A 23,945-nucleotide genomic window follows, 5' to 3' on the forward strand; every position below is an offset into this window, starting at 1 on the left:
GGTCAGCCGTTGCGGCCGAACAGGCGGGCGCGGATCCGGCCGGTCCGGCGGCGCAGTTCGGCGCCGGCGGGGGTGCCGCCGAGGAGCAGGGCGGCGGGTCCGCCGATCAGCAGCACGGCGCCGGTGGCGAGGACGACGGGAAGCAGCAGCCGGGCGAGGCCGGCCCGGTCGGCGGCGGTCCGGCCGACCGCACTGGCGCCGAGGGTGGGCGAGGCGCTGGCACTGCCGGCCTTGGCGCCGTTGCCGGTGCCCGGGCCGCCCGTCGGGTCGGCGCCGGAGCTGCCGGCGGGGCCGTCGGCGAGGTACGTGCCGCTGCCCGTACCGGAGTTGCTGCCGCCGCCGTCGGTGCCGGCCCGGCCGCCCGAGCCGGGCCGGTGGTGCCGTTCCCGCCGCTGCCGGGCGGGGTCTGGTTGCCGGGCAGGGCGCCGTCCTGGGCGGCGGCGTGACCGGCGGCGGCCTTCGCGGCGGCGACCTGGCTGTTCGTCAGCCCGGCAAATCCGGCGGCGAGTTGGCCGGGCTGGCGGCCGTAGATCTGGCCCTGGGCGGGGTCGGTGACGGTGCGCAGGAAGCGGGCGACGGCGTCGGCCTTGCTCTGCGGCAGGCCCTCGGTGGGCACCATCGCGTACTGGACCATGGTCAGCGGGTAGGCCTTGGCGTCCTTGGCGTACGCCGAGTCGGCGTTGCCGTACGGGAGTTGCTGGGTGCCGGTGGCCGCGTCGAGCGGCATGTCGTTGACGGCGGCCTGCATGGCGCCGATCGTCGGGGTGGTGAACCCGCCGGCGGGGTTGGGTAGTTCCGCCTCGGGCAGGCTCATCGCCTGGGCCTGGCCGGTGTCCATGACGGCGAACAGGGCGCGCTTGCCGTTGTCCTGGCTGATGCACTTGGCGTGCTGGCCGGCGACCTCGTCGGGGTTCAGGCAGGACGGCCGGGTCTCCAGGGTCATCCGCAGCACCTGGCCGAGTCCGCCGAGGACCGGGTTCCACTCGTACTGCTTCCAGTTCTTCGGACCGGTGAAGTCCTGCGGCTGGAAGGCGTCGACCGGGAAGCCGGGGTAACTGGAGCGCAGGTACTTGGTGTTGAGGTGCATGCCCCACGGGTCGGCGGCGCCCTGGAGGAACTGGGCGGCGTCCGGGTCGGCGGCGATCCAGCTGGTGAGCCGGTTGACCAGGTCGGTGGTGCCGCCGACCACGACCGGGGCGGTGGCGGCGAAGGTGCCGCCGGCCAGGCAGCCGGGCCAGGTCGGGCCGTTGTCGGTGCTGGGGTTGAGCCGCAGGAACTCGGGGTCGGCGAACAGGCACACCGGGTTGCCCTTGACGCTGTCGGTGTCGTCGCCGGTGTCGAGCCGGTAGCTCTGGGTCAGCATCTTGGCCAGCAGCCGCTGATTGAGCCTCAGTTTCCGGATCTGCCGGTGGCTCTCGCCGTCGTCGACCAGGTAGACCACCGAGATCGCGCTGTTCGCCAGCGGCGCGTACACGTACGGGCGGGTCGGCACCTCGCGGTCGGGCACCGAGGTGAGTGCGAGGTCGCCGCCGGAGCGGCGCAGGAACGCGGCCCGGGCCTGCGGCTCGCCGCCGCCGGAGGTGTACTGCACGGTGAGCGGGTTGCTGCCCTGGCACAGGCCGGTGCGCCACTGCTGGACGGCGCGGTCGGCCATCTCCAGGCCGATCGCGGAGAAGTCGGCGTTCTTGGCGGCGCAGGCCGCGGGGGTCGGGCCGAAGGACAGCGGCACCACGACGTGGTTGCCCCAGGAGCAGGCCTCGCCGCTGGCGTAGCGCTTGCCGCCGGTGTTCTCCACCGCCACCACGTTGTCGCTGGCGGTGTTGAACAGGCCGTCGGAGTCGGCCGAGTGGTCCTCGCAGTTGATCTCGCCGGGCGTCGCCTGGTAGGCGCCGACCGAGTCGCCGCCGTAGTTCGCCTCGATCACCAGCGAGCACTTGTGGGTGGGGTCGCAGCCCAGGGTCTGGCTCTGCTGCGCGGTCCACACCTCGATGTCGGCCTCGCCGGTGCCGTCGGGGCGGGTCGCGGCGATCACCATGTTGGACGGGAACTCGGGCGTGGTGGTGCCGGGTGCGGGGAACGGCTGCAGGAAGCCCTTGGCCGGGTCGGCGTTGTACAGGCTGGAGCCGTAGCAGTCGGTGACCTTCGGCTGCTCGCCGCGGCACTGGTAGACCCGCACCGGGTAGCGGGCGACCTTGTCGAAGCCGGAGTTCCCGTGCGGGTTGAGCACCACCGGGACCGGCTGGAAGTCGGCGTCCACGGTCGGCGTGAACCCGGACCAGCTGACGTGCAGCACCTGGTTCCCGAGGCCGCTGGTCGGCGACACGGTGACGGAGCCGAGCGGGCCGCTGGACCAGGTCAGCGGATCCCAGCGGGCGGGCCCGGGCACGGTGGTGCCGGACGCGGCCTGTGCCGGCCGGACGCCCGGCCCCGCCAGCGGCAGGAACACGGCGGCGGCGCCCAGCGTCCACACCAGGACGGCCGCCAGCCAGGCCTGCCACGGGCGTGATCCGGTTCTCGGCCCCGACGGGCGGACTCTCATGGGCACGGCACCTCCGGCGACGGGCGCACCGGAGCAGGCACGCACGGATGACAGGGAGCGGAGCTGCGGCGTTCGGCGGCTCCGACGATATTCGGCCAGTGACGTCTGACCGGGTGCTGTCCACCAGGTGTACGAGGCCCCAATTGGTGCTCGAATCAAGAGAACTGACGCTCCATCAGTCATCGGAACGCGCGCACCGCCCGACCGGGAGGGTCGGGCGGTGCGGGTGTGGCGCCTGGTGCTGGGGCGGTCCGGCGCCGACCGGTGCCGGGAGTGCCGCCGGGGCGACGGCGGGGCGACGGCGGGGTGATCGGACGTCAGGAGGCGGGGGTGTAGCTGACCCTGAAGGAGCCGACGCTCTGGCCCGCGGCGAAGAAGGAGGTGCGCAGCTTGCCGTCCAGGAACTGCGCGCCGGCCGGGTCGAGGGCGAGCGAGGCGGCGGACAGGTTCTGGGTGGCGCCGGTCCGGGTGACCACGGTCTCGCCGGCCGGGGCGAACAGCGCGACGGGGGTGGTGGTGCCGTCCGGGACGCCGGTGACCTGGTAGGTCTCGGAGGAGAACGCCAACTGGTGGAAGGCGACCGCGCTGCCGGTGCGGGCGTCGACGAACAGCAGGCCGCCGCCGAACTGGACGCTCCCCCAGAACTCCGCGATGCTGCCGGAGCCGTCCGTGACGGGGAAGCTCGCCGACAGGCCGGTGCTCGGGTCGTACCCGGCGGTCGCGGTGGGCAGCGGCACGGCCACGATGCCGGCCTGGGCGGCCTGCTGGAAGAACGCGTTGCTCTCGTGGATCACCGCGTTGCCGGCGGCGGGCGCGGCCGAGGCGGTGGTCGCGGAGGCGGCGGTGAGGGCGAGCGCGAGGCCGGCGGCAGCGGCGGCGATCCGGGCGAACGTGCGGGACATCGTGGCTCCTTCGAGCTGGGTGCGGGGCTGGTCGGTGCGAGGTGCGGGGTGCGGGGTGCGTCGGGCGGGGTGCGTCGTACGGGGCGCGGGGTGCGTCGTGCACGGCGGGTGTGCCGCCAAGGGGCCGCCGCCCGTCCCCGGTGACTGCGGGACGGGCGGCGGGGTGGCGCAGGGAAGGGCGCGACTGACGGGACGTCAGTGGATGATCACGCCACAGCCGGTGGTGGGCAGGTTCAGGAAGCCGAAGCTGGAGATGTCGTTGCGACCGGCGGTGGAGCAGATCCAGCCGGTGTTGCTGAAGATGTTGCGCAGCGCGGTGCCCTGGGTGGTGGCGGCGGTGTAGTCGGCGTCCCGCACGACGTTGAACAGCACGCGGCCGAAGCTGCCGCCGGCGAACGCCGGGTTCAGGGTGTTGGTCGCGGTCAGCGGGGAGACGCCGTTCAGGTTGCGCAGCGTCAGGTTGCCGGGGGCGTCGGTGGCGGTGGTGTGGCCGTTCAGCTGGCCCACGTAGTGGCCGACGGAGTACGGGATGACGGCGTCGACGTTGGTCAGCAGCAGCGGGTCGGTGCCCTCGTTCTCCTCCGGGCCGGAGACCACGCAGGAGCCGGGGGTGATGTTGCCGAGGGCCTGCAGGAAGAACGAGCGGGTGCCGGAGCCGCTCTGCGGCAGGAACGGCTGGATGGTGCCGGCGGTGCCGCCGAACTGCGACCAGTTGGTCTTGGCGCAGGTGTAGATGTCGACCAGGTTGGCGGTGGTCAGGTTCGCCGGGGCGTGGCCGCCGCTCACCGCGGACCAGGTGACGGCGTCCTTGGCGAAGGCGATGAAGTCCAGGCCGGTCGGGTCGGTAGCCTGGGCCGCGCGGGAGGACCGGGCGAAGTCCAGCGTGGTCTTGGTGGTGGTGTTCAGCGCGCCGATGCCGGCGCCGGAGCCGTTGGGGCGGGCGATCGTGGAGCCGCCGGCCTTCGGGGTGATCGGGCTGGTGCCGGTGGCGTCCCAGCTGTACAGGCGCGGCGTGGTGGTGTCGCCGGCCGGAATGGTCGCGTTGTAGTCGGCGGAGAACTTGGTGAACAGCGCCTGCGTGGTGTCCGAGCCGACGCCCACGATGTCCTTCGCGGCGGGCAGGGCGGCCGGGTCGGCCATGGCGGGAACGGCGGCGACAGTGGTCAGGGCGGCGGTGAACGCAACGGCCGCGAGCGCCTTGGCAGCGGTGTGACGCATGGTCCTCTTCCTCCGAGGGGGATCGTGCCTCGCTGGACCGGTCCTGGCGGGGTCCGGTACCGGGAGGCTCCGCGGCGTCCCGGCGGAGCGATCCTGCATGCCGCCGCCCGCCGCCCGGAAGGCTCGTCCCGCTCCCCCGGCTTCCCGCCCACCCGCCTGCTTCGGCCTCAACCCCGCTGGTGGGGCGGCGGATTGACCGCCCTTCACGCGCTCTCCCCGCCATGGACACGTTCTTCTCCAGGTGTGCTCACGGGGGCACCTCGGCCATCTCCGCTTCACCCCCGCACCACCCGCCACCGCTCGGACGTGTACGAACCCTCCGGGCCGGGGCCCGCCGCCTTGGGAGGGGGTTCGACTCACCACGGGCTGCCGGGCGTTCGCCGCATCCGCTGGACGTGCTCGACGCCCTGGAGGAACCCGGTCACGCTCTGCCGGCACTGGTCCCGGCGCAGGTAGCCGCGGGCGCTGCGGGCGACCGCCTCGCCGCCGCCCGCCCCCGCCCGGGTGCTGCGGGCCGGCAGGTAGGCGGTCCAGGTCCACTGCCGGTCCTCGCGCTGACTCAGCACGAACCGCAGTGCGGCCCGCTCCGCCAGCAACTCGGCCACGCCCGAGACGAGTTCATGCTCCGAGCGGTAGCCGCGGACGGCGGCGGCCAGCCGCCGCCCGTTGGCGGCCACCAGCGACCAGCCGGCCCGCCCGTCCGCACCGCGCAGCGGCACCAGCCGCGGGCCGCGCCCGGCCTCGGCGCCGCCCACCGCCCTCACCGCCCGGCCCCGGGCGCGCCGCCGGCCACCGCCGCGGCCTCCGACAGCCGGGCCAGCAGCGCCATGAACCGGCGGAACGCGTTCTGGCAGGTCGCGTAACGCTCGTACGCCCGGCTCGACTTGACCAGCGGATTGCCGCGCGCCCCGGGCACCACCCAGGTCCAGCCCAGCCCGTCCCGGACATGGGTGATCCGCGCCACCAACGCCGGTCCCAGCGCGAGCAGTTCGGCGAACGCGCGCTCGGCGTCCCCGGCGCTCTCGTAGACGGCGGCGGACACCGCCACCACCCGCCCGTTCATCGCCTTCAGCTGCCACTGGAACCGTCCGTTCGGCGCCCGCTCCGTGAACAGGCCCTCCCCGCGCACCGCCCGCTACCCCCCGGGTCTCCGCCGGCCCGAGGCCCGTCCTCGGCCGCAGCACCGCATGCCCGACCGGCCCGGGCACTTCACGATCCGGACGCACATCGTCACGCCGCGAACGCTATGTGTGCACGGACAATGTCCGGAAGTGGAATCCGTCCCGAGCTGCCTCTGTTCGCCCCGAAGTTCTCCCTTGTTAATGCACCGCCCCTGCCCGCCTCCTGACGCCCCGTCGGCACGCTCTCAGCGGCAGAGGGCCGCGTCGACCGCGTCGGTCATGTGCTGGGCGGTCTGGGCGTCCGGGATGGTGGTGACGGTGATGTTGACGGCGCGGCCGTCCTCGGTGACGCCGCCGCGGGATCGGTAGCTGACGATGGTTCCGCCGTGGCCCCAGACCAGGCCGCCGCAGGAGAGCGGCCTGCTCTGGAGACCGAGGCCGTAGCGGACACCGGGGCCGAGGAGCTCGGTGGGGACGGTGGTGCGCATCTGGGCGAGCTGGGCGGCGGGCAGCAGACGGCCCGTCAGGAGCGCGCTGTAGAAGGCGTTGAGGTCGGTGTTGGTGGACACGACCATGCCGGCGGCCCAGGCCATCGAGGTGTCCATCTCGGTGTAGTCGATCAGCGGCACGTCCGGCCCGGTGGTCAGGTAGCCGTGCGGGTGCGGCTCGCGGAGGGCGGTCTCCCCGGTGGCCGGGACGTAGGTGTGGCGCAGGCCGATCCGGTCGATGATCCGCTTGGTGACCTCCTCGCCGTAGGGGCGGCCGGTGACCTTCTGGATCAGCAGGCCGGCCACCAGGTAGTTGGTGTTGCTGTACATCCAGTCGGTCCCGGGGGCGAACAGCGCCTTCTGGGCCAGCGCCCCGTCGAGCAGTTCGCGCGGTTCGAAGTAGCGGTACTGGATGGTGGTGAAGTCGGCCATCGCCGGGGCGTCCATGTAGTCGGGCAGACCGCTGGTGTGCTGGAGAAGCTGACGGACCGTGATGTTCCGGCCGTCGATGCCCTCGCCGCGCAGGAGCCCCGGCAGGTAGGTGTCGACGGTGGCGTCCAGGCCGACCTTGCCCTCGGCGACCAGTTGCAGGACGACGACGGCGGTGAACGCCTTGGTGTTGCTGCCGGCCCGGATCTGCCCGTCGACCGGCACCTTCACCCCGGTCGCCAGGTCGCCGACGCCCGCGGTGTACGTGCGGCTGCGGCCGTCGCGGCCCTTGACGGTGGCGAGGGCGGCGGGCATCCCGTCCTGCTTCACCAGCGCGTCCAGACGCTGCTGCACCACGTCCGGGCGCGGGGCCGCGGAAGCCGCGGTCGGGGTGAGGGCGGTCAGCGCGAGCCCGGCGGCGACCGTGGCCGCCGTGGCGTACCGCGCGGTGCGGGTGCGGCGCGCCGTGCGCCGCTGGGTGTGTTCGTGCATCGGAACTCCAACTGCTCGGAACTGAAGGGGAGGCGGTGCGGCCGGGTGGCCGGCGACCGGCGCGGGCCACCCGGCGGCGGTCAGCGGCAGAGCACCGCGTCCACGGCCTGGTCCCCGTGCTCGCTGGCGCCGCCCTTGCCCGGGAACGCGGTCACGGACAGGCTCACGGTGCGGCCGTCCTCGGTGGCGCCGCCGAAGGTCTCGTAACCGGGGATCGCCCCACCGTGCCCCCAGGCGACGCCGCCGCACGAGAGCGGGCGGCTCATCAGGCCGAGACCGTACCGGACGCCGGTGCCGAGCGCGTCGGCGGCGACGGTGGTGCGCATCTGGGCGAGCTGGGCGGCGGGCAGCAGCCGGCCGCCGAGCAGCGCCTCGAAGAAGCGGGTGAGGTCGGTGTTGGTCGACACCATCGCGCCGGCCGCCCAGCCCCAGGACGGGTCCAGCTCGGTGTAGTTGCGCAGCGACCCGTCCTCGGCCCGCAGGTAGCCCTGCGGGTGGGCCTCGTGGATCGTCATGTCCCCGGGGGCGGGGAAGTAGGTGTGGCGCAGGCCGACCCGGTCGACGATGCGCTTGGTGATCTCCTCGCCGAGCGGGCGGCCGGTGACCTTCTGGACGATCAGGCCCGCCAGCAGGTAGTTGGTGTTGTTGTACTCCCACTGGGTGCCGGGCGCGAAGTGGGCCTTCTGCACCAGTGCGGCGTCGAGGAGTTCGCGCGGCTCGAAGTACCGCTTGGGCTCGCGGAGCACGGCCGCGGTGTCCACGTACTCGGGCAGGCCGCTGGTGTGCTGAAGCAGCTGACGGACCGTGATGTTCCGGCCGTCGAAGCCGTCGCCGCGCACCAGGCCGGGCAGGTAGGTGTCCACGCTCGCGTCCAGGTCGACCTTGCCCTCGCCGACCAGTTGCAGGACGACGACGGCGGTGAACGGCTTGGTGTTGCTGGCGATCCGTAGCTGCCCGTCGACCGGCACCTTGGCCCCGGTCGCCACGTCGCCGACACCGGCGGTGTAGGTGCGGGCCCGGCCGTCGCGGTCCTTGACGGTGGCCAGGGCGGCGGGCGCGCCGTCCTGCTGCACCAAGGCGTCCAGCCGCTGCTGCACCACGTCCGGCCGCGGCCCGGCGGACGCCGTGGCCGGCGCCAGCACCCCGGCCACCACGGCCGCGGCCACGGCGGTCACCGTCGCCGCCACCGCGCGCCGGCGACCGCGGAGACGGCTCGGACGGTCGTGCTGCGATGCGTTCACGTTCACAGGAATGCCCCTCTGGGTAGGGCGCCGGAGTCTTCCCGGCGCCCTCCAAGACCATCACCTGACGCCCCGTCAATCCGTCCGCGCGGAGGACGAGATCGCCCCCGGGAACCTGCCCCGCCCCGGCCCCGCACCCGGGACCGTGCTCCCAGGGCCCTGCGGCTCCCGAACGCGGGGGCGAGCAGGACCGGCGGGCGGCTGTCAGGCCAGGCCGAGGACGGGGAGGCACTCCTCGACGCCGAGCAGCTCGATGTCGGTGCGGCGGGCCTGCTCCCAGGCGGCGCGGGTCAGCAGCCAGCGTTGGATGGGCGCGGCCTCGCCGCGGCGGGTGTCCCAGGTGGTGCCGTTGGGGCGGTAGCCGAGGCTGCGGGAGACCTTGTTGGAGGCCCGGTTGTCGGCGAAGGCGTCGCTCTCGGCCTCGCGGGCGCCGAGCCCGGCGAAGGCCAGGTGCAGGACGGCGGCGCGCATCTCCGCGCCGAGTCCGTGGCCGCGGTGGCCCGGGGCGAGCCAGGAGAAGGAGGTGACCGTCCCGTACTTGGCGAAGTCGACGCCGATCAGGTCCTGCATGCCGACCGGCTCGCCGTCCAGCAGGACGACGAAGTACAGCCGCCAGAAGCTCTCGTTCACCCGGCCGCGGCCCGCCCAGACCGCCCGCAGCCAGCGCCACTCGCGGTCGGGGCTGTCCTGGTAGAACGAGCTGGGGTCGTCGAACGGCCACGGCTCCGCGTCGGCGACTCCGGCCCGGACGGTCGGGACCAGCCGCTCCAGCAGTTCGTCGCTCGCCCCGGCCAACGTCAGCCGCGGGGTGCGCACTTCGAGGTTCAGCGGGGGGTAGCTGTGGCTCACCCCCGGACCGTATGCGCGAGCAGCGCCCGCCGCCACCGAATTTCCCGTCCGGCAGAGCGACTTCAGGACGTCACGGAACTCTCCTTGATCACGGGCGAACCCGCTCCCTAGGGTGAGGCCATGACCGGGGACACGGGGGAACGTTCAGGCGCGCGCGGCCGTCCGGCGGGGCGGGCACGCACCACAACCGTCCGGGCCGGTGCCGCCGCCGGCGAACGGCGGCTCGCCGTAGCGTTGCCACCCGCCCCGACCAGCCCCGCGGAGAAGCCGTGACCATCCGGATCCTGCTCGCCGACGGCCACCCGGACCTCCGTTCCGGGTACCGGACCGTCCTCGACGCCCAGCCGGACCTGCGGGTCGTCGGCGACGCGCCCGACGGCCGCACCGCGCTCCGACTCGCCCGCGGGTTACGGCCGGACGTCGTCCTCGCGGACATCCGCCTGCCGCAGCTGGACGGCCTGGACCTGACCCGGCAGCTGGCCGGCCCGGAGGTCGCCGACCCGCTCCGGGTGGTCCTCCTCACCACCTTCGAGCTCGACGAGTACGTCCACGCCGCGCTCGGCCACGGGGCCGCGGGCTTCCTGCTCAAGCGCTCCGGTCCGGCGCTGCTCGTCGAGGCGGTCCGTGCCGCGGTGGCCGGCGACGCCCTGGTCGGCCCGGAGCCGACGCTCCGTCTGCTGCGCCAGTACGCCCCGCCGGAGCCCAGCCAGCAGGCCCCGCGCGAGGCGCTCAGCCCGCTGGAGCGGCAGATCGCGGCACTGGTCTCGGACGGCGCGACCGACCCGGAGATCGCGGCCGAGCTGCTCCTCTCCCCCGGCGCGGTCGCGAGCCACCTGGCCGCCATCGAGCGCAAGCTCGGCACCCGCAACCGGGTCGGCGTCGCCGCCTGGTCGCTGGCGCACCGCAGCCGGCTCGGGTGATCAGTCGAACAGCTTCCGGCCGGCCGGGGTGAGCGCCCAGTCGCCGAGCGGGTTCTCGCCGATCCGCACCGCGTACAGCACGCCGCGCGCCCCGAAGTGGAACGCGACGACGGGGGCCTCGCGGTCCCCGCCCGCGTAGCCGAGGGTCTTCGGGGCGTCCGGCGCGGGGTCGCCGTACACCACCGAGGGGTCGCCGAACTCGGCCAGCACCTCCGCCAGTCGGCGGCTGTCCTCGGACCAGTCGAGGGCCCGGTCGAGCAGCGCCCGCAGTTCCTCGCCGCTCAGCGTCCGGTCGAGTCGCAGCCAGCCCCGCCGGTGGGCGTCCTCGCCGTACTGGGAGGCGACCAGCGGCGGGTCGGCGTCGCCGAAGCTGCCGCGCAGCAGGGCGGAGACGGTGGGCGCGTCGGTGCCCGGGGTCCACGCCGGGCTGCGGTCGCCGTCCGGGTCGGCGGCGGCCAGCGCGTCGAGCAGTTCGACCACGGCCGCCGGTCCGCCGAAGCGTTCGGGCTGCCGGACGGCCTCGTTGAGCGAGTCGAGCAGCTCGGCCCGCCGGGTGTCGGTGAGCGGCCGGCCGTCCGGTCCGGTGGTCGGGGCGGGCTGTTCGGCGGCGGCGCTGGTGACGGAGCTCATGGGGTCCAGTCTGCCTGCTCGCCGTCCGGCGGGCGGCAACGGGGCAGCTCATCGGCCTTCTAGGCGCCATCTCCCGGCGGGCGGCCCGGAGTTGGCGCGGGGCGGCGCGGCGGCCGGGAATGGGCCCGCCGGGCCTCGGGGAGCGGCTCCCGGGGCCCGGCGGGTGCACGGGCGGCGGGCTGTCAGTCCACCGTCACGGCGCAGCTCATCCGCCGCCGGTGGTCCAGTTGCCGTTCCGGGCCGGTGAGTTCGAGCGTGACGGTGTGTCGGACGTCGGCGCTGGACGCGGCCAGCCGGAGCTGCAGCTCGCCGGGTTCGACGATCCGCCGGCCGTCCGGGCCGGTGTACGAGGCGAGGTCGGCGTGGAAGCGGAACCGGACCCGGCGGCTCTCGCCGGGCGCGAGCGGGACGCGGGCGTAGCCGACCAGCCGGGCGTCCGGGCGGGTGGTGCGGGCGACGGGGTCGTGCAGGTAGAGCTGGACGGTCTCGATGCCCGCGCGGTCGCCGCTGTTGCGGACGGTGAGCTGGAGGTCCGTGCTTGCGTGGGTGGGGAGTTGGGGCAGCGGGTCGGGCCCGGGCGTCCACTCGAAGGCGGTGTAGGACAGGCCGTGGCCGAACGGGTGGAGCGGCGTCGGGTCGAGGTTGCTGACGCCGCTGGCGAGGCCGAGCGGCGGCTGCAGGTACGTCCAGGGCTGGCCGCCGGGCTCGCGCGGGATGCTGACGGGCAGTCGGCCGGACGGGTTGACGGCGCCGGTGAGGGCGGCGGCGAGGCCGGCCCGCCCTCCTCGCCGGGGAAGAACGCCTGCACGGCGGCGGCGCAGCGGCCGTCCCAGCGGCCGAGCGCGTAGGGGCGTCCGGTGAGCAGGACCAGGACCACGGGGGTGCCGGTGGCGAGCAGGGCGTCGATCAGTTCCCCCTGGACGCCCGGGAGTCGGAGGTCGGCGGCGTCGCAGCCCTCGCCGGAGGTGCCGCGTCCGAACAGTCCGGCGCGGTCGCCGAGAACGGCCAGGCACAGGTCGGCGCCGGCAGCGGCCCGGACGGCGTCGGCGAAGCCGTCGGTGGCCGTCCCGTCGACCTCGCAGCCGGGGGCGAAGTCGAGTTCGGCGTCCGGGAGTTGCTCGCGCAGGGCGTCGAGGACGGTGGGGATGTCGAGGCCGAGCGGCACCTCGGGGTGGCTGGTGCCGACGTGGCTGGGGAAGGAGTAGCAGCCGAGCATGGCGAACGGGTCGTGGGCGCGCGGGCCGACCACGGCGATCCGGCGGGTGCCGGGGGCGATCGGCAGCGCGCCTGCCGGGTTGGCGAGCAGCACCACGGACTGTTCGGCGATCCGGCGGGCGAGCGCGCGGTTGACGGGCGGGTCGAGGTCGATGCTGCCGCGGACGTCCTCGGGCGAGGTGTCGGTGCCGCAGTCGGCGGGCAGGGCGGCCGGCAGCGGGCTCCAGTCGGGGTCGAGCAGGCCGAGCCGGCACTTCTGCAGCAGGACGCGGCGCAGCGCCCGGTCGACCAGCCGTTCGGGGATCCGGCCGTCGCGGACGGCTTCGACCAGGGTCTCGCCGTAGGCGCGGACGGTGGGCAGTTCGACGTCGATGCCGGCGGTGAGGGCGAGCCGGGCGGAGTCGGCGCGGTCGGCGGCGACCCGGTGCAGGGTCTCCAGGAAGCCGATGCCGAAGTAGTCGGCGACCACGGTGCCGGTGAAGTTCCAGGTGTCGCGCAGGAGTTCGGTGAGCAGGGCGGGGTCGGCGGCGACCGGCAGGCCGTCGATCTCGGCGTAGGAGTGCATGACGGAGTCCGCGCCGCCTTCGTGCACGGCCATCTCGAACGGGGGCAGCAGGACGTCGGCGAGTTCGCGGGCCCCGGCCCGGACGGGCGAGAGGTTGCGGGCGCCGGCGGAGGCGGAGTAGCCGACGAAGTGCTTGAGGGTGGCGACGATGCCGGCCGAGCGCAGTCCGTGGACGTAGGCGGTGCCGATGGTGGAGACCAGGTAGGGGTCTTCGCCGATGGTCTCCTCGATGCGGCCCCAGCGCAGGTCGCGGGCGACGTCGAGGACGGGGGCGAGGCCCTGGTGGATGCCGACGGCGCGCAGGTCGCGGCCGATCCGGTGGGCCATCTCGGAGATCAGTGCGGGGTCGAAGGTGGCGCCCCAGGCGAGCGGGACGGGGTAGGCGGTGGCGCCCCAGGTGGTGAAGCCGGCCAGGCACTCCTCGTGGGCGAGCGCGGGGATGCCGAAGCGTCCCGCGTCGGCGAGCTGCTGCTGGGCGCGGGCCAGTGCGAGGGCGCCGACGGCGGGGTCGACGGGGGCGGTGCCGAACGGGCGGGTGAGCTGGCCGAGACCGTGCGCGGAAAGCGCTTTCAGGTCGACCGGGTCGCACATCTCGTTCTGGTGCGGGGCGACGCCGTCGCCGCCCGCGTCGGCGCCGACCCACACGCCGTACAGCTGGGCGGTCTTCTCTTCCAGGGTCATCCGGCCGATCAGGTCCTCGACCCGGAGGTGCGGGGCCTGCGCGGGGTCGCGCCAAGGGGCGGCCCGGTGCGGGTCGGTGGCGGCCGGGGCGGGGTGGGTCGTCATCGGACGGCTGGTGTCCTTCCTGTGCTGGGTGGTTGACGTCGCGTCGGTGCGTCGTCAAGGGCGCCGCCGGGCGGTTCGGCGGGCGGGCCGGGGGCCGCCCTCGGGCGGTTCCGCGGGCGGGCCGTGACGCGCCGTCGGGCGGCGGCCCGGCGGGCAAGGCCGCCGGCCGGGTTCTCAGCCCTTGACGGCGCCGGCCATGCCGCCGACGATGCGGCGTTCGGCGAAGACGAAGAAGCCGAGCGCGGGCAGCATCGACAGTGCGGTGTAGGCGAGGATGCTGGCGGTGTCCTGCGAGTACTGGGACTGGAAGGTGGCGACGCCGAGCGGCAGGGTGAAGTGCGACTGGTCGTTGAAGACCAGCATGGGCAGCTGGTAGGCGTTCCAGGAGCCGAGGAAGGCGAGCACGGCGACGGTGACCAGGGCGGGGCGGGCCAGCGGCAGCATGATCCGCCACAGGAAGCCGAGCCGGGTGCAGCCGTCCACGGCGGCGGCGTCCTCCAGTTCCGCGGGGATCGCGGCCATGAACGGCCGCAGGATCACGATGGTCACCGGCAGTCCGAACGCCGCCTCGGCCAGTGCCACGCCGAACCAGCTCTCCAGCAGGTTCAGTTGACGCAGCAGCAGGTACACCGGCAGCGAGGCGACGCCGAGCGGGAAGAGCAGCCCGGCGGAGAACAGGGTGTAGACACCCTCCCGGCCGCGGAAGCGGTAGCGGGCCAGCGCGTACCCGGCCATCGCACCGAGTCCGCAGGTGAGGACGGTGGCGGTGACGGCGATCAGGGCGCTGTTGCCCATCAGCCGCCAGAACAGCGAGGAGCCGAGGATGGTGCGGTAGTTGCCGAGCACCCAGGGGTGCGGCAGCCCGGTCGGGTCGGCGTTCAGCTGCGCGTTGGTGCGGAAGCCGCCGAGCACCACGAAGGCGATCGGCACCAGCGTCACACCGACCACCAGCAGGGCGGCCAAGTACCGCCCGGGGATCGCCAGTTGCCGTCCCGACAGCTTGCGCGGCCGGGTGGTCGCGGGGTGTGCGGTCACAGGTCAGTCCACCCTTCCGGTGAGCGCGCCGTCGGTGTCGCGGCGCAGCGCGAACCGCTGGTAGGCGAGCGCGAAGGCGAAGCAGACCACGAACAGCACCACGGCGACGGCGCTGCCGTAGCCGAACTGGTAGCGGCGGAAGCCGCGGTCGATGACGTAGGTGGCCATGGTGGCGGAGGAGCCGGCCGGCCCGCCGAGCGTCATGATCCAGACCAGTTCGAAGAGTTGCAGCGAGCCGATCACCGACAGGAAGATCCAGATCCGGATGGTCGGGCCGAGCAGCGGCAGCACCACCTTGGTGGTGGTCTGCCAGGCGGAGGCGCCGTCCAGGGCGGCGGCCTCGCGCAACTCCGTCGGCACGCCCTGGAGTCCGGCGAGGAACAGGATGATGCCGAAACCCAGGTACTTCCAGGTGGAGACCACGAACAGGGTGTAGAGCACCAGGTTCTGGTCGGCCAGCCACTGGTGGACGAGCCCGTCCAGGCCGACCGAGCGCAGTCCCTGGTCGACGGCGCCGCCGGGCTGGAGCATCACCAGCCAGGCAACGGCGGTGATCGCCTCGGAGAGCACGTACGGGGTGAAGGCGATCAGCCGCAGCACGGCCCGGCCGCGCATGCGGCCGTTGAGCAGCAGGGCGAGCGCGACGGTCAGCGGCAGTTGGACCGCCACGGACAGCAGCGCGAACACCACGTTGTGCCGGATCGCACCCTGGAAGACCGGATCGGCCAGGGCCTTGCGGTAGTTGGCGAAGCCGACCAGCTTGCTGGGCGGCCCGAAGCCGTTCCACTCGAAGAAGCTGTAGTAGAGGGCGGCGGCGATCGACACCAGGACGAACAGCGAGAACAGCGCGAGCGCGGGGCCGAGCAGCAGGGTGAGTTCGGCCCGGGTGCGGGTGCTGGTGCGCCGCCGGACGGGGCGCTTGCGGGGAGGTTCGGCGGAGCGGGCCGGGGTGGCCCGCTCCTCCTCGACGGTGCTCACGGTCAGCCTGCCGAGTTCACCGCGCGGGCCACCGAGCCGGCGTCGCCCTTGCCCGCGAACAGGTCCGCGGCCGCGTCGTTGAGGGCCTGGCCGGCGGCGGTCGGCAGGGCGACGTCGAAGTACACCTGCACGTAGCTCGCCTTGGCGTTGTAGTCGTAGATCTGCTTCACCAGCGGGTCCTTGATGGCGCCGACGGCGGCCGGGTTGACCGGGATGGTGGCGGCGCCGGAGTTGAGCAGTTCGGTCTGCACGTCGGCGCTGGTCAGGTACTTGAGCACCTGGGCGCAGTCGGCGGCGCGCTTGACGGTGCAGGAGAAGCCGTCGCCGCCGCCGAGGGCGACGCTCGGGTCTCCGGCCCGCCGGTGACGGCCGGGAACGGGAACCAGCCCAGCTGGTCCTTGTAGGACGGGTCGGTGGCCAGCGCCTGCATGACGCTGGGGTTCCAGTCGCCCTGGAGTTCCATCGCGGCCTGCCCGGCGGCGACCATGCCGGCCGAACTGCCGGTGCCCTGCTGGGCGGGCGTGCCGTTGAAGCCGTCCTGGAAGGGCTTGAGGGCGATCAGGTCGAGCACGTCCTGGCCGGCCTTGGTGAAGCACGGGTCGGTGAACTTGGCGGCCTTCACCGAGGACTTGAGGGTGTCGACGGAGCACTCGCGGACGGCGAAGTAGTCGTAGTAGAAGGCGTCGGGCCAGCGGTCCTTGCCGCCGACCGCGATCGGGGTGCTGCCGGCCGCCTTGAGCTTGCCGATGTCGGCCTTCAAGTCGTCCATGGTGGCGGGCGGCTGGGTGATGCCGGCCTTGGCGAAGAGGTCCTTGCGGTACCAGAAGCCGACCACGTGCGAGTCGTAGGGGACGCCGAGCTGCTTGCCGTCGGCGGCCCAGCCCTGGGCGGCGGGGCCGAGGTCCTTGATCCAGTCGGCGGTGAGCGCGGTCAGGTCGGCGACCCGGCCGGACTGCGCCTGGGTGGCGAGCAGGCCGCCGCCCTGGTTGAAGTAGATGTCCGGCGGGGTGTTCGACTGGAGGGCCAGCGGCATCTTGGTGGGGAACTGCTCGTTCTGCATCGGCACCACGTCGATCTTCGAACCGGCGTGGTCCTTCTGGTAGTTGGCGGCGGCGTGGTCCCAGACGGTCTTCAGCGGGTCCTGGTTGCCGTTGTGCCACCAGGTCAGCGCGCCGCCGCCGCTGCCCGAGCCGTCACTGCCGCAGGCGGTGAGCAGGGTGAGCGCGGTCGCGGCGGCCAGCGCGGCAATGGGCAGGCGTCTGCGGACGAACATGGTGGGGGCCTCCAGGGCAGGGAGCTGCTCGAAAGTTTCGGTGACGGCGACGCGGGCGGTGCCGGGCGGGACATCGCCGACGTCGGCGTGGTGGTGCTGAGCTGCGGAGAGTCCCGCCGCGCGGGGGCGCAGCGCGGGACGGGTCGAACGAGCCGAATGTTTCGGTTGTTGTTCGAATGTTGCGAGGAAGCTACGGCGGCCCGGCAGGCAAGTCAAGGCTTCCGACCGAACCGGTCTCCGCGCCCCGTGCCGCTCCGCGCCGACGGCCGGGGGCGCTACTATCCGTGCCATGAGCGCCGCAGAACTCGAACCCGACCCCGCGCCGACCCTCTCGGAGATCGCCCGGGCGGCCGGCGTCTCGGCGCCGACAGTTTCGAAAGTCCTGAACGGACGATCCGACGTCGCGCCCGCGACCCGCGCCAAGGTCGAGGCGATCCTGCGCCGCACCGGCTACCAGCGCCGCCGCACCACCGCGCCGCCGTCCCGGCTGCTCGACCTGGTCTTCCACCAGCTCGACAGCGCCTGGGCGGTGGAGGTGATCCGCGGCGTGGAGAACGTCGCCCGGGACGAGGGCCTGAGCATCGTGCTGTCCGAGTCCGCCGGGCGGCTCACCCCCGGCCAGACCTGGGTGGACGGCGTGCTCGCCCGCCGCCCCGCCGGGGTGGTGCTGGTGCTGTCCGACCTGGACGCCGCCCAGCGCGACCAACTCACCAGCCGCGACATCCCGTTCGTCGTCCTCGACCCGGCCGGCGACCCCGCCGACGGGGTGCCCGCCGTCGGCACCGGCAACTGGCAGGGCGGCCTCGCCGCCACCCGCCACCTGCTCGACCTCGGACACCGCCGGATCGCGATGATCTCCGGCCCGTCCGGCATGATGTGCAGCCGCGCCCGGGTGGACGGCTACCGCACCGCGCTGGAGACCGCCCGGCTGCCGGTCGACCCGGAGCTGATCCACGAGGGCGACTTCCACCACGAGGCCGGGTACGCCGCGGCCCGGACGCTGCTGGCCCGCCCCGACCGGCCCACCGCGGTCTTCGCCGGCAACGACCTCCAGGCGCTCGGCGTGTACGAGGCCGCCCGCGAACTCGGCCTGCGGGTGCCCGAGGACCTCTCGGTGGTCGGCTTCGACGACCTGCCGCTGGCCCGCTGGGTCGGCCCGCCGCTGACCACCGTCCGGCAGCCGCTGGTGGAGATGGCCGAGACCGCCGCCCGGCTGGCCGTCGAACTCGGCCGCGGCGAGCACCCCGCCACCACCCGCGTCGACCTCGCCACCAGCCTGGTCGTCCGCGCCTCCACCGCGCCGCCGCCCGAACTGCCCTGACCGCCGGAACTCCCCGACCGCCGGAACTCCTCCGACCGCCCGAGCTTCCCGACCGCCCGGAGCCTGCCGATTCGTCAGCTCCGGCAGTCGCCGAACGGTTGACGCCACCGCCCGCCTCCCCTACCGTCGTCGTCCGGAGCCCGCCGGAACATTCGCCGACAGCCCGAAACTTTCGTCCCCGCAGCCGGCACCCCGCACCCGGCGCCCCGCTCCCCACCCGCTCCGGTGGCCGGGCACACCCGCCCGGCACGACGCCCGGCCACCGGCAGCTCTGCCACCCGACCGGCCGTCAACCCGGCGTTCTCGTACGGGAGTCGACCGGACCGCTACCAGCCGGACTCGATCAGCGCGCAGCCGTCCGCGGTGATGTGATGGGTCTGGCCCGAGTAGCCGACCACCCGGCAGTGGCTGCTCACCCGCAGCCGCGGCGAGGTCGCGGCCTCCTCCAGGACGATCGCGAAGCCGCCGTACATGCCGGGCACCGCGAACCAGAGCTTCCCGTCCGGCAGTTCCGTCAGGACGCCGATCTGCGGGAGGTTCAGCTTCAGCTCGACCCCGAAGTCCGCGGTGCGGATCCGGACCAGGGCGTGCAGGTACTGCTCCATCGCCCGCTGGGCCCTGTCCTGCAACGGGTGCACCGGCTCCGGCTCCAGCAGCGGCACCAGGTCGCGGCGGCCCAGCCGGGTGGCGACGTCCACCGGACGCTCCCCGTCCGCCGCCCGCAGCGTCCGCCAGCCACCGGCGTCCACCAACTGCCGGACGACCGCGCCCGGAGCACCGTGCCAGGCGGCCTGGTGCAGCGGGGCCCAGCCGCTGCGCCCGCCGGTACGACGGGTGTTGACCAGGCCGGGCGACTTCTCGACGGCGGCCAGCACCGCCGTCCAGTCGCCCCGGTAGGCCGCGTCGGCCACCTCGTCCAACTGGGCCTGGTGCTGCTCCTTGTACTGGCCCGCTCCGCCACGCCGTCCCACTCGGCCATCGGCCCCCCTCGCTCCGCAGTCGCCCCATGCTAGGCCCTGCTGCCCGCCCCCGGCCGGGCCTGCGGGGTCGGCCGGGCGAGATCATGAACCCCGCTGCCGCAGGCGCGAGTTCTCCTTCCGGCGGGCGGCGAGTTCTCGTTCCCGCAGGCGCCTCGCTCCGGCAGGCCCGGGCCGGGGTTCGGCGGGGCGGGCGCTAGTCGGAGTTCTCCCACACGAGCACCCCGGGTCCGTCCGGCGTCAGTACCGGCACCCACGCCTCGTCGACCTCGGAGAGGCGGGATTCGTCGAGCACCAGCGGCGTGGGGAAGGTGTCCTCGTGGCGCCCGGAGCCGTACACGCCGTACTGGTCGACCGCCATCCGCAGCCGGTCGAGCAGGGCGGGCGGCCAGTCCAGGCGCCTGGATCCGCAGCCCTTCAGCTCGCCGACGAAGATCTCCTGCAGCGCCTCGTCCAGGTCCGGCCCGAACAGCGGTATCAGGTAGCCCTCCTGCTGATACTGGAGGCACCCGTACCCGCCGCCCTGGTTCTGGTAGACCACGCCGGTCGGGGCGGCCACGATGACGAACATCCAGCCCTGGTCCGCCCCGCAGCCGTCGGGGTCGAGGACGATGTGCCGCTTGCCGGCCTCCGCTTCGGTCATGGGCGTGAGCGTCGCACAGTCCGGCCGAATGATCGCCCCGTTTTCGAAGCGGCCCCGGATCCTCAGGCGGCGTCCGGCTGCCAGAGCGAGGCGGGGTCGGTGCGCAGCCGGTGGACGGTGGTGAGCGCGGCGCCCAGGACGGGGCCGCGGCGGGCCAACGGCGAGGCGCGCAGGGCGTCTTCGGGCCAGGGGCGGACCCGGATCAGCGCGGCGAGTTCGGTGCGCATCGCGGGCAGCAGCCAGTGCGCGAGGTCGGCGTAGGCGCCGCCGAGGACCAGAGTGGCCGGGTCGACCAGGTTGACGGCCGCGGCGAGCGCGGTGCCGAGGGCGGTGCCGGCGTGCCGCAGGGCGCTCAGCACCACCGGGTCGCCGGCGGCCGCGCGGGCGGCCAACGCCGCCACGGCGTCCTCGGGTTGATGGTCCGTCAGTTCCGCGGCGTGCAGGACGGCGGCGAGGCCCGCGTACGGTTCGAGGCAGCCGCTGGCGCCGCAGGAGCAGGCCCGGCCGCCCGGGCGGACGGTGAGGTGGCCGAGTTCGCCGGCGAAGCCCAGGACGCCCCGGAACAGCCGGCCGTCCAGCACCAGCGCGCCGCCGATGCCCTCGCCCGCCGAGATGTGCACGAAGGTGCCGGTGCCGACGCCCTGCCAGAGTTCGGCCAGCGCACCGAGGTTGGCCTCGTTCTCGAGCGCGGGCGCGGTGCCCGGGCCGGGCCACGCGGCCGGCAGGTCGAGCTGGTGCCAGCCGAGGTTCGGGGCGTGTTCGAGGTACCGGCCGGGCCCGTCCACCGGGACGCGCACGCTGCCCGGGACGGCGAGCACCCGGCCGACCACGCGCAGTCCGAGCGCGACGGCCTCCGCCTCGGCCTGCGCGGCGAGTTCGGCCAGTTCGGCCAGGGTCTCGTCCGCAGACCGCTCGGTGTTCGGCGCGCTCCGGTGCAGTTCCACCCGGACCTCGCCGCGCAGGTCCAGGACGCACGCGCCGAGGTGCTCGACGCCGACCTCCAGGCCGAGCCCGGCCGGCCCGCGGTCGTTCAGGACCAGCGCCCGGCCGGGCCGGCCGACCCGGCCGCTGCGCTCCAGCTCGCCCTCCACCAGCAGCCCGCCGCCGATGAGTTCGTCGACCAGGCTGGACACGGCGGTGCGGGTCAGCCCGGTCCGCCCGGCCACGTCGGCGCGCGACAGCGGGTGGGCGTCGGCGACCGTGCGCATCACCAGGGCCAGGTTCTGCCGCCGCATGTCCTGCTGGGACGCGGGGCCGCGCCGCGCCGCCGGCCCGCTGTCGGCCGGCTGCTGCCCGTCCGCTGCCACGATTCCCTCGTCTCCGCTCCGCTGCCGCCCGGGCCGCCTGGTGTGCGGCCCGGGGCTGTCCGACCTTCAGCCGTTCACTGCCGCGGACCGCTGCCCAGCAGGTCCGCCGCCTGCGAAATGGTAGTCGCGATCCGTTCGAGCGCCGCCTCGTCGCGTTCGAGCGCGGGCAGCACGGGGCCGTCGGCGGTCCCCCAGCGGCGCGCGACGGCGTCCGCGCGCTCGCCGGTCAGCAGCGCGGCGGCCTGCGCGGCCGCGCCGAGGGCCACCAGCTCGCCGGCGGCGGGCAGTTGGACCGGCCGGCCGGACAGCCGCCGCACCGTGTCCTGCCAGGCCCGGCCCTGCGCGCCGCCGCCGATCAGCAGCAGCGGCTGCGCGACGTCGGGCGCGCCGGCCGCCGGGCCGGCGTCGACGGCGAGGACGTCGTCGAGGGCGGCGAGCAGCGAGTACGCGGCGCCGTCGTACGCGGCCTGGAGCAGCTGGCCGGCGGTGGTGTCGTGCCGCAGGCCGTGCAGCAGTCCGCTGGCCTGCGGGAGGGCGGGGGTGCGTTCGCCGTCCAGGTAGGGCAGCAGGACGGCGGTGCCGCCGGGTTCGACTGCCTGGCGGTCGCGGCCCAGCAGGGCGGCGATCCGGTCCACGGCCAGCGTGCAGTTCAGGGTGCAGGCCAGCGGCAGCCAGCCGTCGAGGGCGTCGGCGAAGCCCGCCACGGTGCCGGTGGGGTCGGCGGGGCGGTTGCGGGCGACGGTGTAGACCGTGCCGGAGGTGCCGAGGCTGAGCACGGGCGTGCCGGCGGCGAGGCCGAGTCCGAGCGCGGCGGCCATGTTGTCGCCGGTGCCGGTGGCGACCGGGGTGCCGGGGCGCAGCGGGCCGCCCGGGCGGGCCAGGCCGCGGCGGAGCCGGCGGGGGCGACGGCGGGGAGCAGGGCGGGGTCCAGTCCGATCCGCTTCAGCACGGTGGCGTGCGGGCCGTCGGGAGTCCACCAGCCGGTGCCGGAGGCGTCGCCGCGGTCGGTGACGGCGTGGCCGGTGAGGCGCTCGGTCAGGTAGTCGTGCGGGAGGCGGACAGCGGCGGTGCGGTCGGCGTTGGCGGGTTCGTTGGCGCGCAGCCAGGCCCACTTGGCGGCGGTGAAGGACGCGCCGGGGACGCTGCCGAGCTCGGCCGCCCACCAGTCGGCGCCGAACTCGCCGACCAGCTCGGCCGCCTGGGGTGCGGAGCGGACGTCGTTCCAGAGCAGCGCGGGCCGGACGGGGCGGCCCTCGGCGTCCAGGGTGACCAGTCCGTGCTGCTGACCGCCGATCGACAGCGCCTGCGCGCGGTCGGCCCAACCGGTGGCGGCGACGGCGGTGTTGAGGGCGTCCCACCACTGCTCGGGGTCGCTCTCCTGCCCCTGCCGGGAGTCGACGCGGTGCGGGGCGCGGCCTTCGCCGAGGACCTCTCCGGTCTCGGCGTCGACGGCCAGGGCCTTGGTGGACTGGGTCGAGCTGTCGACGCCGATCACCACCTGGGGGTGTGCCATGGGCGTGCTCCTGTTCTCGCGTCTGGTGCTGCGGCTGGTGCTGCGGCTCTGTGCTGTGGCCCTGTGCGGCGGCCTGGCGCTGTGGCCTTGTGCTGCGGCCGGTCGGGTTTGTTCTCGGCGGGCGGTGCTTGCCGGGACTGGCGGAAAGCGCTTTCCGGAGACTGGTTCCGGAGCGGGCTTCCGCGCGGGGCTTCCCTCGCGGGCCGACCCATATTAATTTGTCTTCCGGCCTGACGAATAGACTCTTCGTCGAACCCCTTGTCGATCCCCTGGTCGACTCCCAGCGTTTGGAGTACGCGATGAGCCCGCTCACCCCCACCCCCGCCGACAAGTTCACCTTCGGCCTGTGGACGGTCGGCTGGCAGGGCCGCGACCCGTTCGGCGACGCCACCCGCCCGGCCCTCGACCCGGTCGAGACGGTCGAGAAGCTGGCCGCGCTCGGCGCCTACGGCGTGACCTTCCACGACGACGACCTGATCCCGTTCGGCTCCTCGGACGCCGAGCGCGAGGCGATCGTCAAGCGGTTCGCCGCCGCCCTGGAGTCCACCGGCCTGCGGGTGCCGATGGCCACCACCAACCTGTTCAACCACCCGGTCTTCAAGGACGGCGCGTTCACCGCCAACGACCGCGACGTCCGCCGCTACGCGCTGCGCAAGACCATCCGCAACATCGACCTCGCGGTCGAGCTCGGCGCCACCGTCTACGTCGCCTGGGGCGGCCGCGAGGGCGCCGAGCACGGCGCGTCCAAGGACGTCCGCACCGCGCTGGACCGGCTGAAGGAGGCGTTCGACCTGCTCGGCGACTACGTCGTGGAGCAGGGCTACGACCTGCGCTTCGCGATCGAGCCGAAGCCGAACGAGCCGCGCGGCGACATCCTGCTGCCGACCATCGGCCACGCGCTGGCGTTCATCGAGCGCCTGGAGCGCCCCGAGCTGGTCGGCGTCAACCCGGAGGTCGGGCACGAGCAGATGGCGGGCCTGAACTTCCCGCACGGCATCGCGCAGGCGCTGTGGGCGGGCAAGCTGTTCCACATCGACCTGAACGGCCAGTCCGGGATCAAGTACGACCAGGACTTCCGGTTCGGCGCGGGCGACCTGCGGCAGGCGTTCTGGCTGGTCGACCTGCTGGAGTCGGCCGGCTACCAGGGCCCGCGCCACTTCGACTTCAAGCCGCCGCGCACCGAGGACTTCGACGGCGTGTGGGCCTCCGCGGCCGGCTGCATGCGCAACTACCTGCTGCTCAAGGAGCGCGCCCTCGCGTTCCGCGCCGACCCCGAGGTCCAGGCCGCGCTGCTCGCCGCCCGCCTCGAGCAGCTCGCCCTGCCCACCGCCGAGGACGGCCTGGCGGCCCTCCTCGCCGACCGCACCGCGTTCGAGGACTTCGACGTCACCACCGCCGCCGAGCGCGGCATGGCCTTCGAGCGCCTCGACCAGCTCGCCCTGGAGCACCTCCTCGGCGCCCGCTGAGCCGCGGCGACGCGGCTGGCCGGCGCCCGCCGACCCG

19 protein-coding genes and 2 pseudogenes are annotated in these 23,945 nt (G+C 74.3%); 3 read left to right on the top strand and 18 right to left on the bottom strand.

Annotated features, from left to right (window positions below):
* Nucleotides 1-106: 106 nt before the first annotated feature.
* From KCH_RS04890 to KCH_RS04925, 8 genes are all read right to left on the bottom strand, one after another.
* Nucleotides 107-2,539, bottom strand: a complete 2,433-nt coding sequence (locus tag KCH_RS04890; protein WP_157031903.1) for a hypothetical protein — start codon at nt 2,537-2,539, stop codon at nt 107-109.
* A gap of 317 nt (nt 2,540-2,856) precedes the next feature.
* Nucleotides 2,857-3,441, bottom strand: coding sequence for a hypothetical protein (locus KCH_RS04895; protein WP_035859359.1), 585 nt, complete (start codon nt 3,439-3,441; stop codon nt 2,857-2,859).
* 195 nt (nt 3,442-3,636) lie between these two features.
* Entirely contained in the window at nt 3,637-4,659 is a 1,023-nt protein-coding gene (locus KCH_RS36830) for a PstS family phosphate ABC transporter substrate-binding protein (protein ID WP_051652747.1), read from the bottom strand.
* Nucleotides 4,660-5,015: 356 nt separating this feature from the next.
* On the bottom strand, nt 5,016-5,414 hold the full coding sequence (locus KCH_RS04905; protein ID WP_035859362.1) for a hypothetical protein: 399 nt from the start codon (nt 5,412-5,414) through the stop codon (nt 5,016-5,018).
* A gap of 5 nt (nt 5,415-5,419) precedes the next feature.
* Complete coding sequence (locus tag KCH_RS04910; protein ID WP_035859365.1) at nt 5,420-5,788, bottom strand: YegP family protein; 369 nt, start codon at nt 5,786-5,788, stop codon at nt 5,420-5,422.
* 237 nt (nt 5,789-6,025) lie between these two features.
* Nucleotides 6,026-7,189: a serine hydrolase domain-containing protein gene (locus tag KCH_RS04915; protein WP_035859367.1), complete on the bottom strand. Its 1,164-nt coding sequence runs from the start codon at nt 7,187-7,189 to the stop codon at nt 6,026-6,028.
* Between the two features lie 80 nt (nt 7,190-7,269).
* Nucleotides 7,270-8,364 carry a serine hydrolase domain-containing protein gene (locus KCH_RS04920; RefSeq protein ID WP_341865344.1) on the bottom strand — a complete coding sequence of 365 codons (1,095 nt, stop codon included), beginning with the start codon at nt 8,362-8,364 and terminating at the stop codon, nt 7,270-7,272.
* Nucleotides 8,365-8,634: 270 nt separating this feature from the next.
* Nucleotides 8,635-9,279 carry a GNAT family N-acetyltransferase gene (locus KCH_RS04925; RefSeq protein WP_035859374.1) on the bottom strand — a complete coding sequence of 215 codons (645 nt, stop codon included), beginning with the start codon at nt 9,277-9,279 and terminating at the stop codon, nt 8,635-8,637.
* A 269-nt stretch (nt 9,280-9,548) separates the two neighbouring features.
* Between KCH_RS04925 and KCH_RS04930 the strand changes: the two genes are divergently transcribed.
* On the top strand, nt 9,549-10,199 hold the full coding sequence (locus KCH_RS04930; protein ID WP_035859383.1) for a response regulator: 651 nt from the start codon (nt 9,549-9,551) through the stop codon (nt 10,197-10,199).
* Here KCH_RS04930 and KCH_RS36835 read toward each other — a convergent pair whose 3' ends face one another.
* The 6 genes and pseudogenes from KCH_RS36835 to KCH_RS04955 form a co-directional block, all read right to left on the bottom strand.
* On the bottom strand, nt 10,200-10,829 hold the full coding sequence (locus KCH_RS36835) for a hypothetical protein (protein WP_051652748.1): 630 nt from the start codon (nt 10,827-10,829) through the stop codon (nt 10,200-10,202).
* Between the two features lie 182 nt (nt 10,830-11,011).
* Nucleotides 11,012-13,395 (bottom strand): annotated as a pseudogene (locus KCH_RS04940) (beta-xylosidase/alpha-l-arabinosidase).
* A gap of 174 nt (nt 13,396-13,569) precedes the next feature.
* Nucleotides 13,570-14,430 (bottom strand): carbohydrate ABC transporter permease, encoded by an 861-nt coding sequence (locus KCH_RS04945; protein WP_244305151.1) that lies wholly within the window; start codon nt 14,428-14,430, stop codon nt 13,570-13,572.
* Between the two features lie 3 nt (nt 14,431-14,433).
* On the bottom strand, nt 14,434-15,408 hold the full coding sequence (locus KCH_RS04950; protein WP_084223273.1) for a carbohydrate ABC transporter permease: 975 nt from the start codon (nt 15,406-15,408) through the stop codon (nt 14,434-14,436).
* Between the two features lie 2 nt (nt 15,409-15,410).
* A complete protein-coding gene (locus tag KCH_RS42305; protein ID WP_167574002.1) occupies nt 15,411-15,686 on the bottom strand; it encodes a hypothetical protein in 276 nt (91 codons plus the stop codon).
* A complete protein-coding gene (locus KCH_RS04955; RefSeq protein ID WP_167574003.1) occupies nt 15,671-16,681 on the bottom strand; it encodes an ABC transporter substrate-binding protein in 1,011 nt (336 codons plus the stop codon). The genes KCH_RS42305 and KCH_RS04955 overlap by 16 nt, the downstream gene beginning before the upstream one ends.
* Nucleotides 16,682-16,970: 289 nt before the next feature.
* Between KCH_RS04955 and KCH_RS04960 the strand changes: the two genes are divergently transcribed.
* Nucleotides 16,971-18,002 (top strand): LacI family DNA-binding transcriptional regulator, encoded by a 1,032-nt coding sequence (locus tag KCH_RS04960; RefSeq protein ID WP_035859384.1) that lies wholly within the window; start codon nt 16,971-16,973, stop codon nt 18,000-18,002.
* Between the two features lie 326 nt (nt 18,003-18,328).
* On the opposite strand, the gene KCH_RS04965 is transcribed toward KCH_RS04960, so the two are convergent.
* The 4 genes and pseudogenes from KCH_RS04965 to xylB all read right to left on the bottom strand — a co-directional run bounded on the left by KCH_RS04965 (nt 18,329) and on the right by xylB (nt 22,442).
* Nucleotides 18,329-18,973 (bottom strand): ankyrin repeat domain-containing protein, encoded by a 645-nt coding sequence (locus KCH_RS04965; protein WP_157031904.1) that lies wholly within the window; start codon nt 18,971-18,973, stop codon nt 18,329-18,331.
* Nucleotides 18,974-19,175: 202 nt separating this feature from the next.
* Nucleotides 19,176-19,622, bottom strand: coding sequence for a DUF6210 family protein (locus KCH_RS04970; protein ID WP_035859386.1), 447 nt, complete (start codon nt 19,620-19,622; stop codon nt 19,176-19,178).
* 62 nt (nt 19,623-19,684) lie between these two features.
* A complete protein-coding gene (locus KCH_RS04975) occupies nt 19,685-20,929 on the bottom strand; it encodes an ROK family transcriptional regulator (protein WP_244305152.1) in 1,245 nt (414 codons plus the stop codon).
* A gap of 74 nt (nt 20,930-21,003) precedes the next feature.
* Nucleotides 21,004-22,442 (bottom strand): annotated as a pseudogene (gene xylB / locus KCH_RS04980) (xylulokinase).
* Nucleotides 22,443-22,741: 299 nt separating this feature from the next.
* On the opposite strand from xylB, the gene xylA reads away from it, so the two are divergent.
* Nucleotides 22,742-23,908: a xylose isomerase gene (gene xylA / locus KCH_RS04985; RefSeq protein WP_035859388.1), complete on the top strand. Its 1,167-nt coding sequence runs from the start codon at nt 22,742-22,744 to the stop codon at nt 23,906-23,908.
* Nucleotides 23,909-23,945: the final 37 nt, after the last annotated feature.

Origin of the sequence: Kitasatospora cheerisanensis KCTC 2395 (assembly GCF_000696185.1) — a bacterium.
Classification (GTDB): domain Bacteria; phylum Actinomycetota; class Actinomycetes; order Streptomycetales; family Streptomycetaceae; genus Kitasatospora; species Kitasatospora cheerisanensis.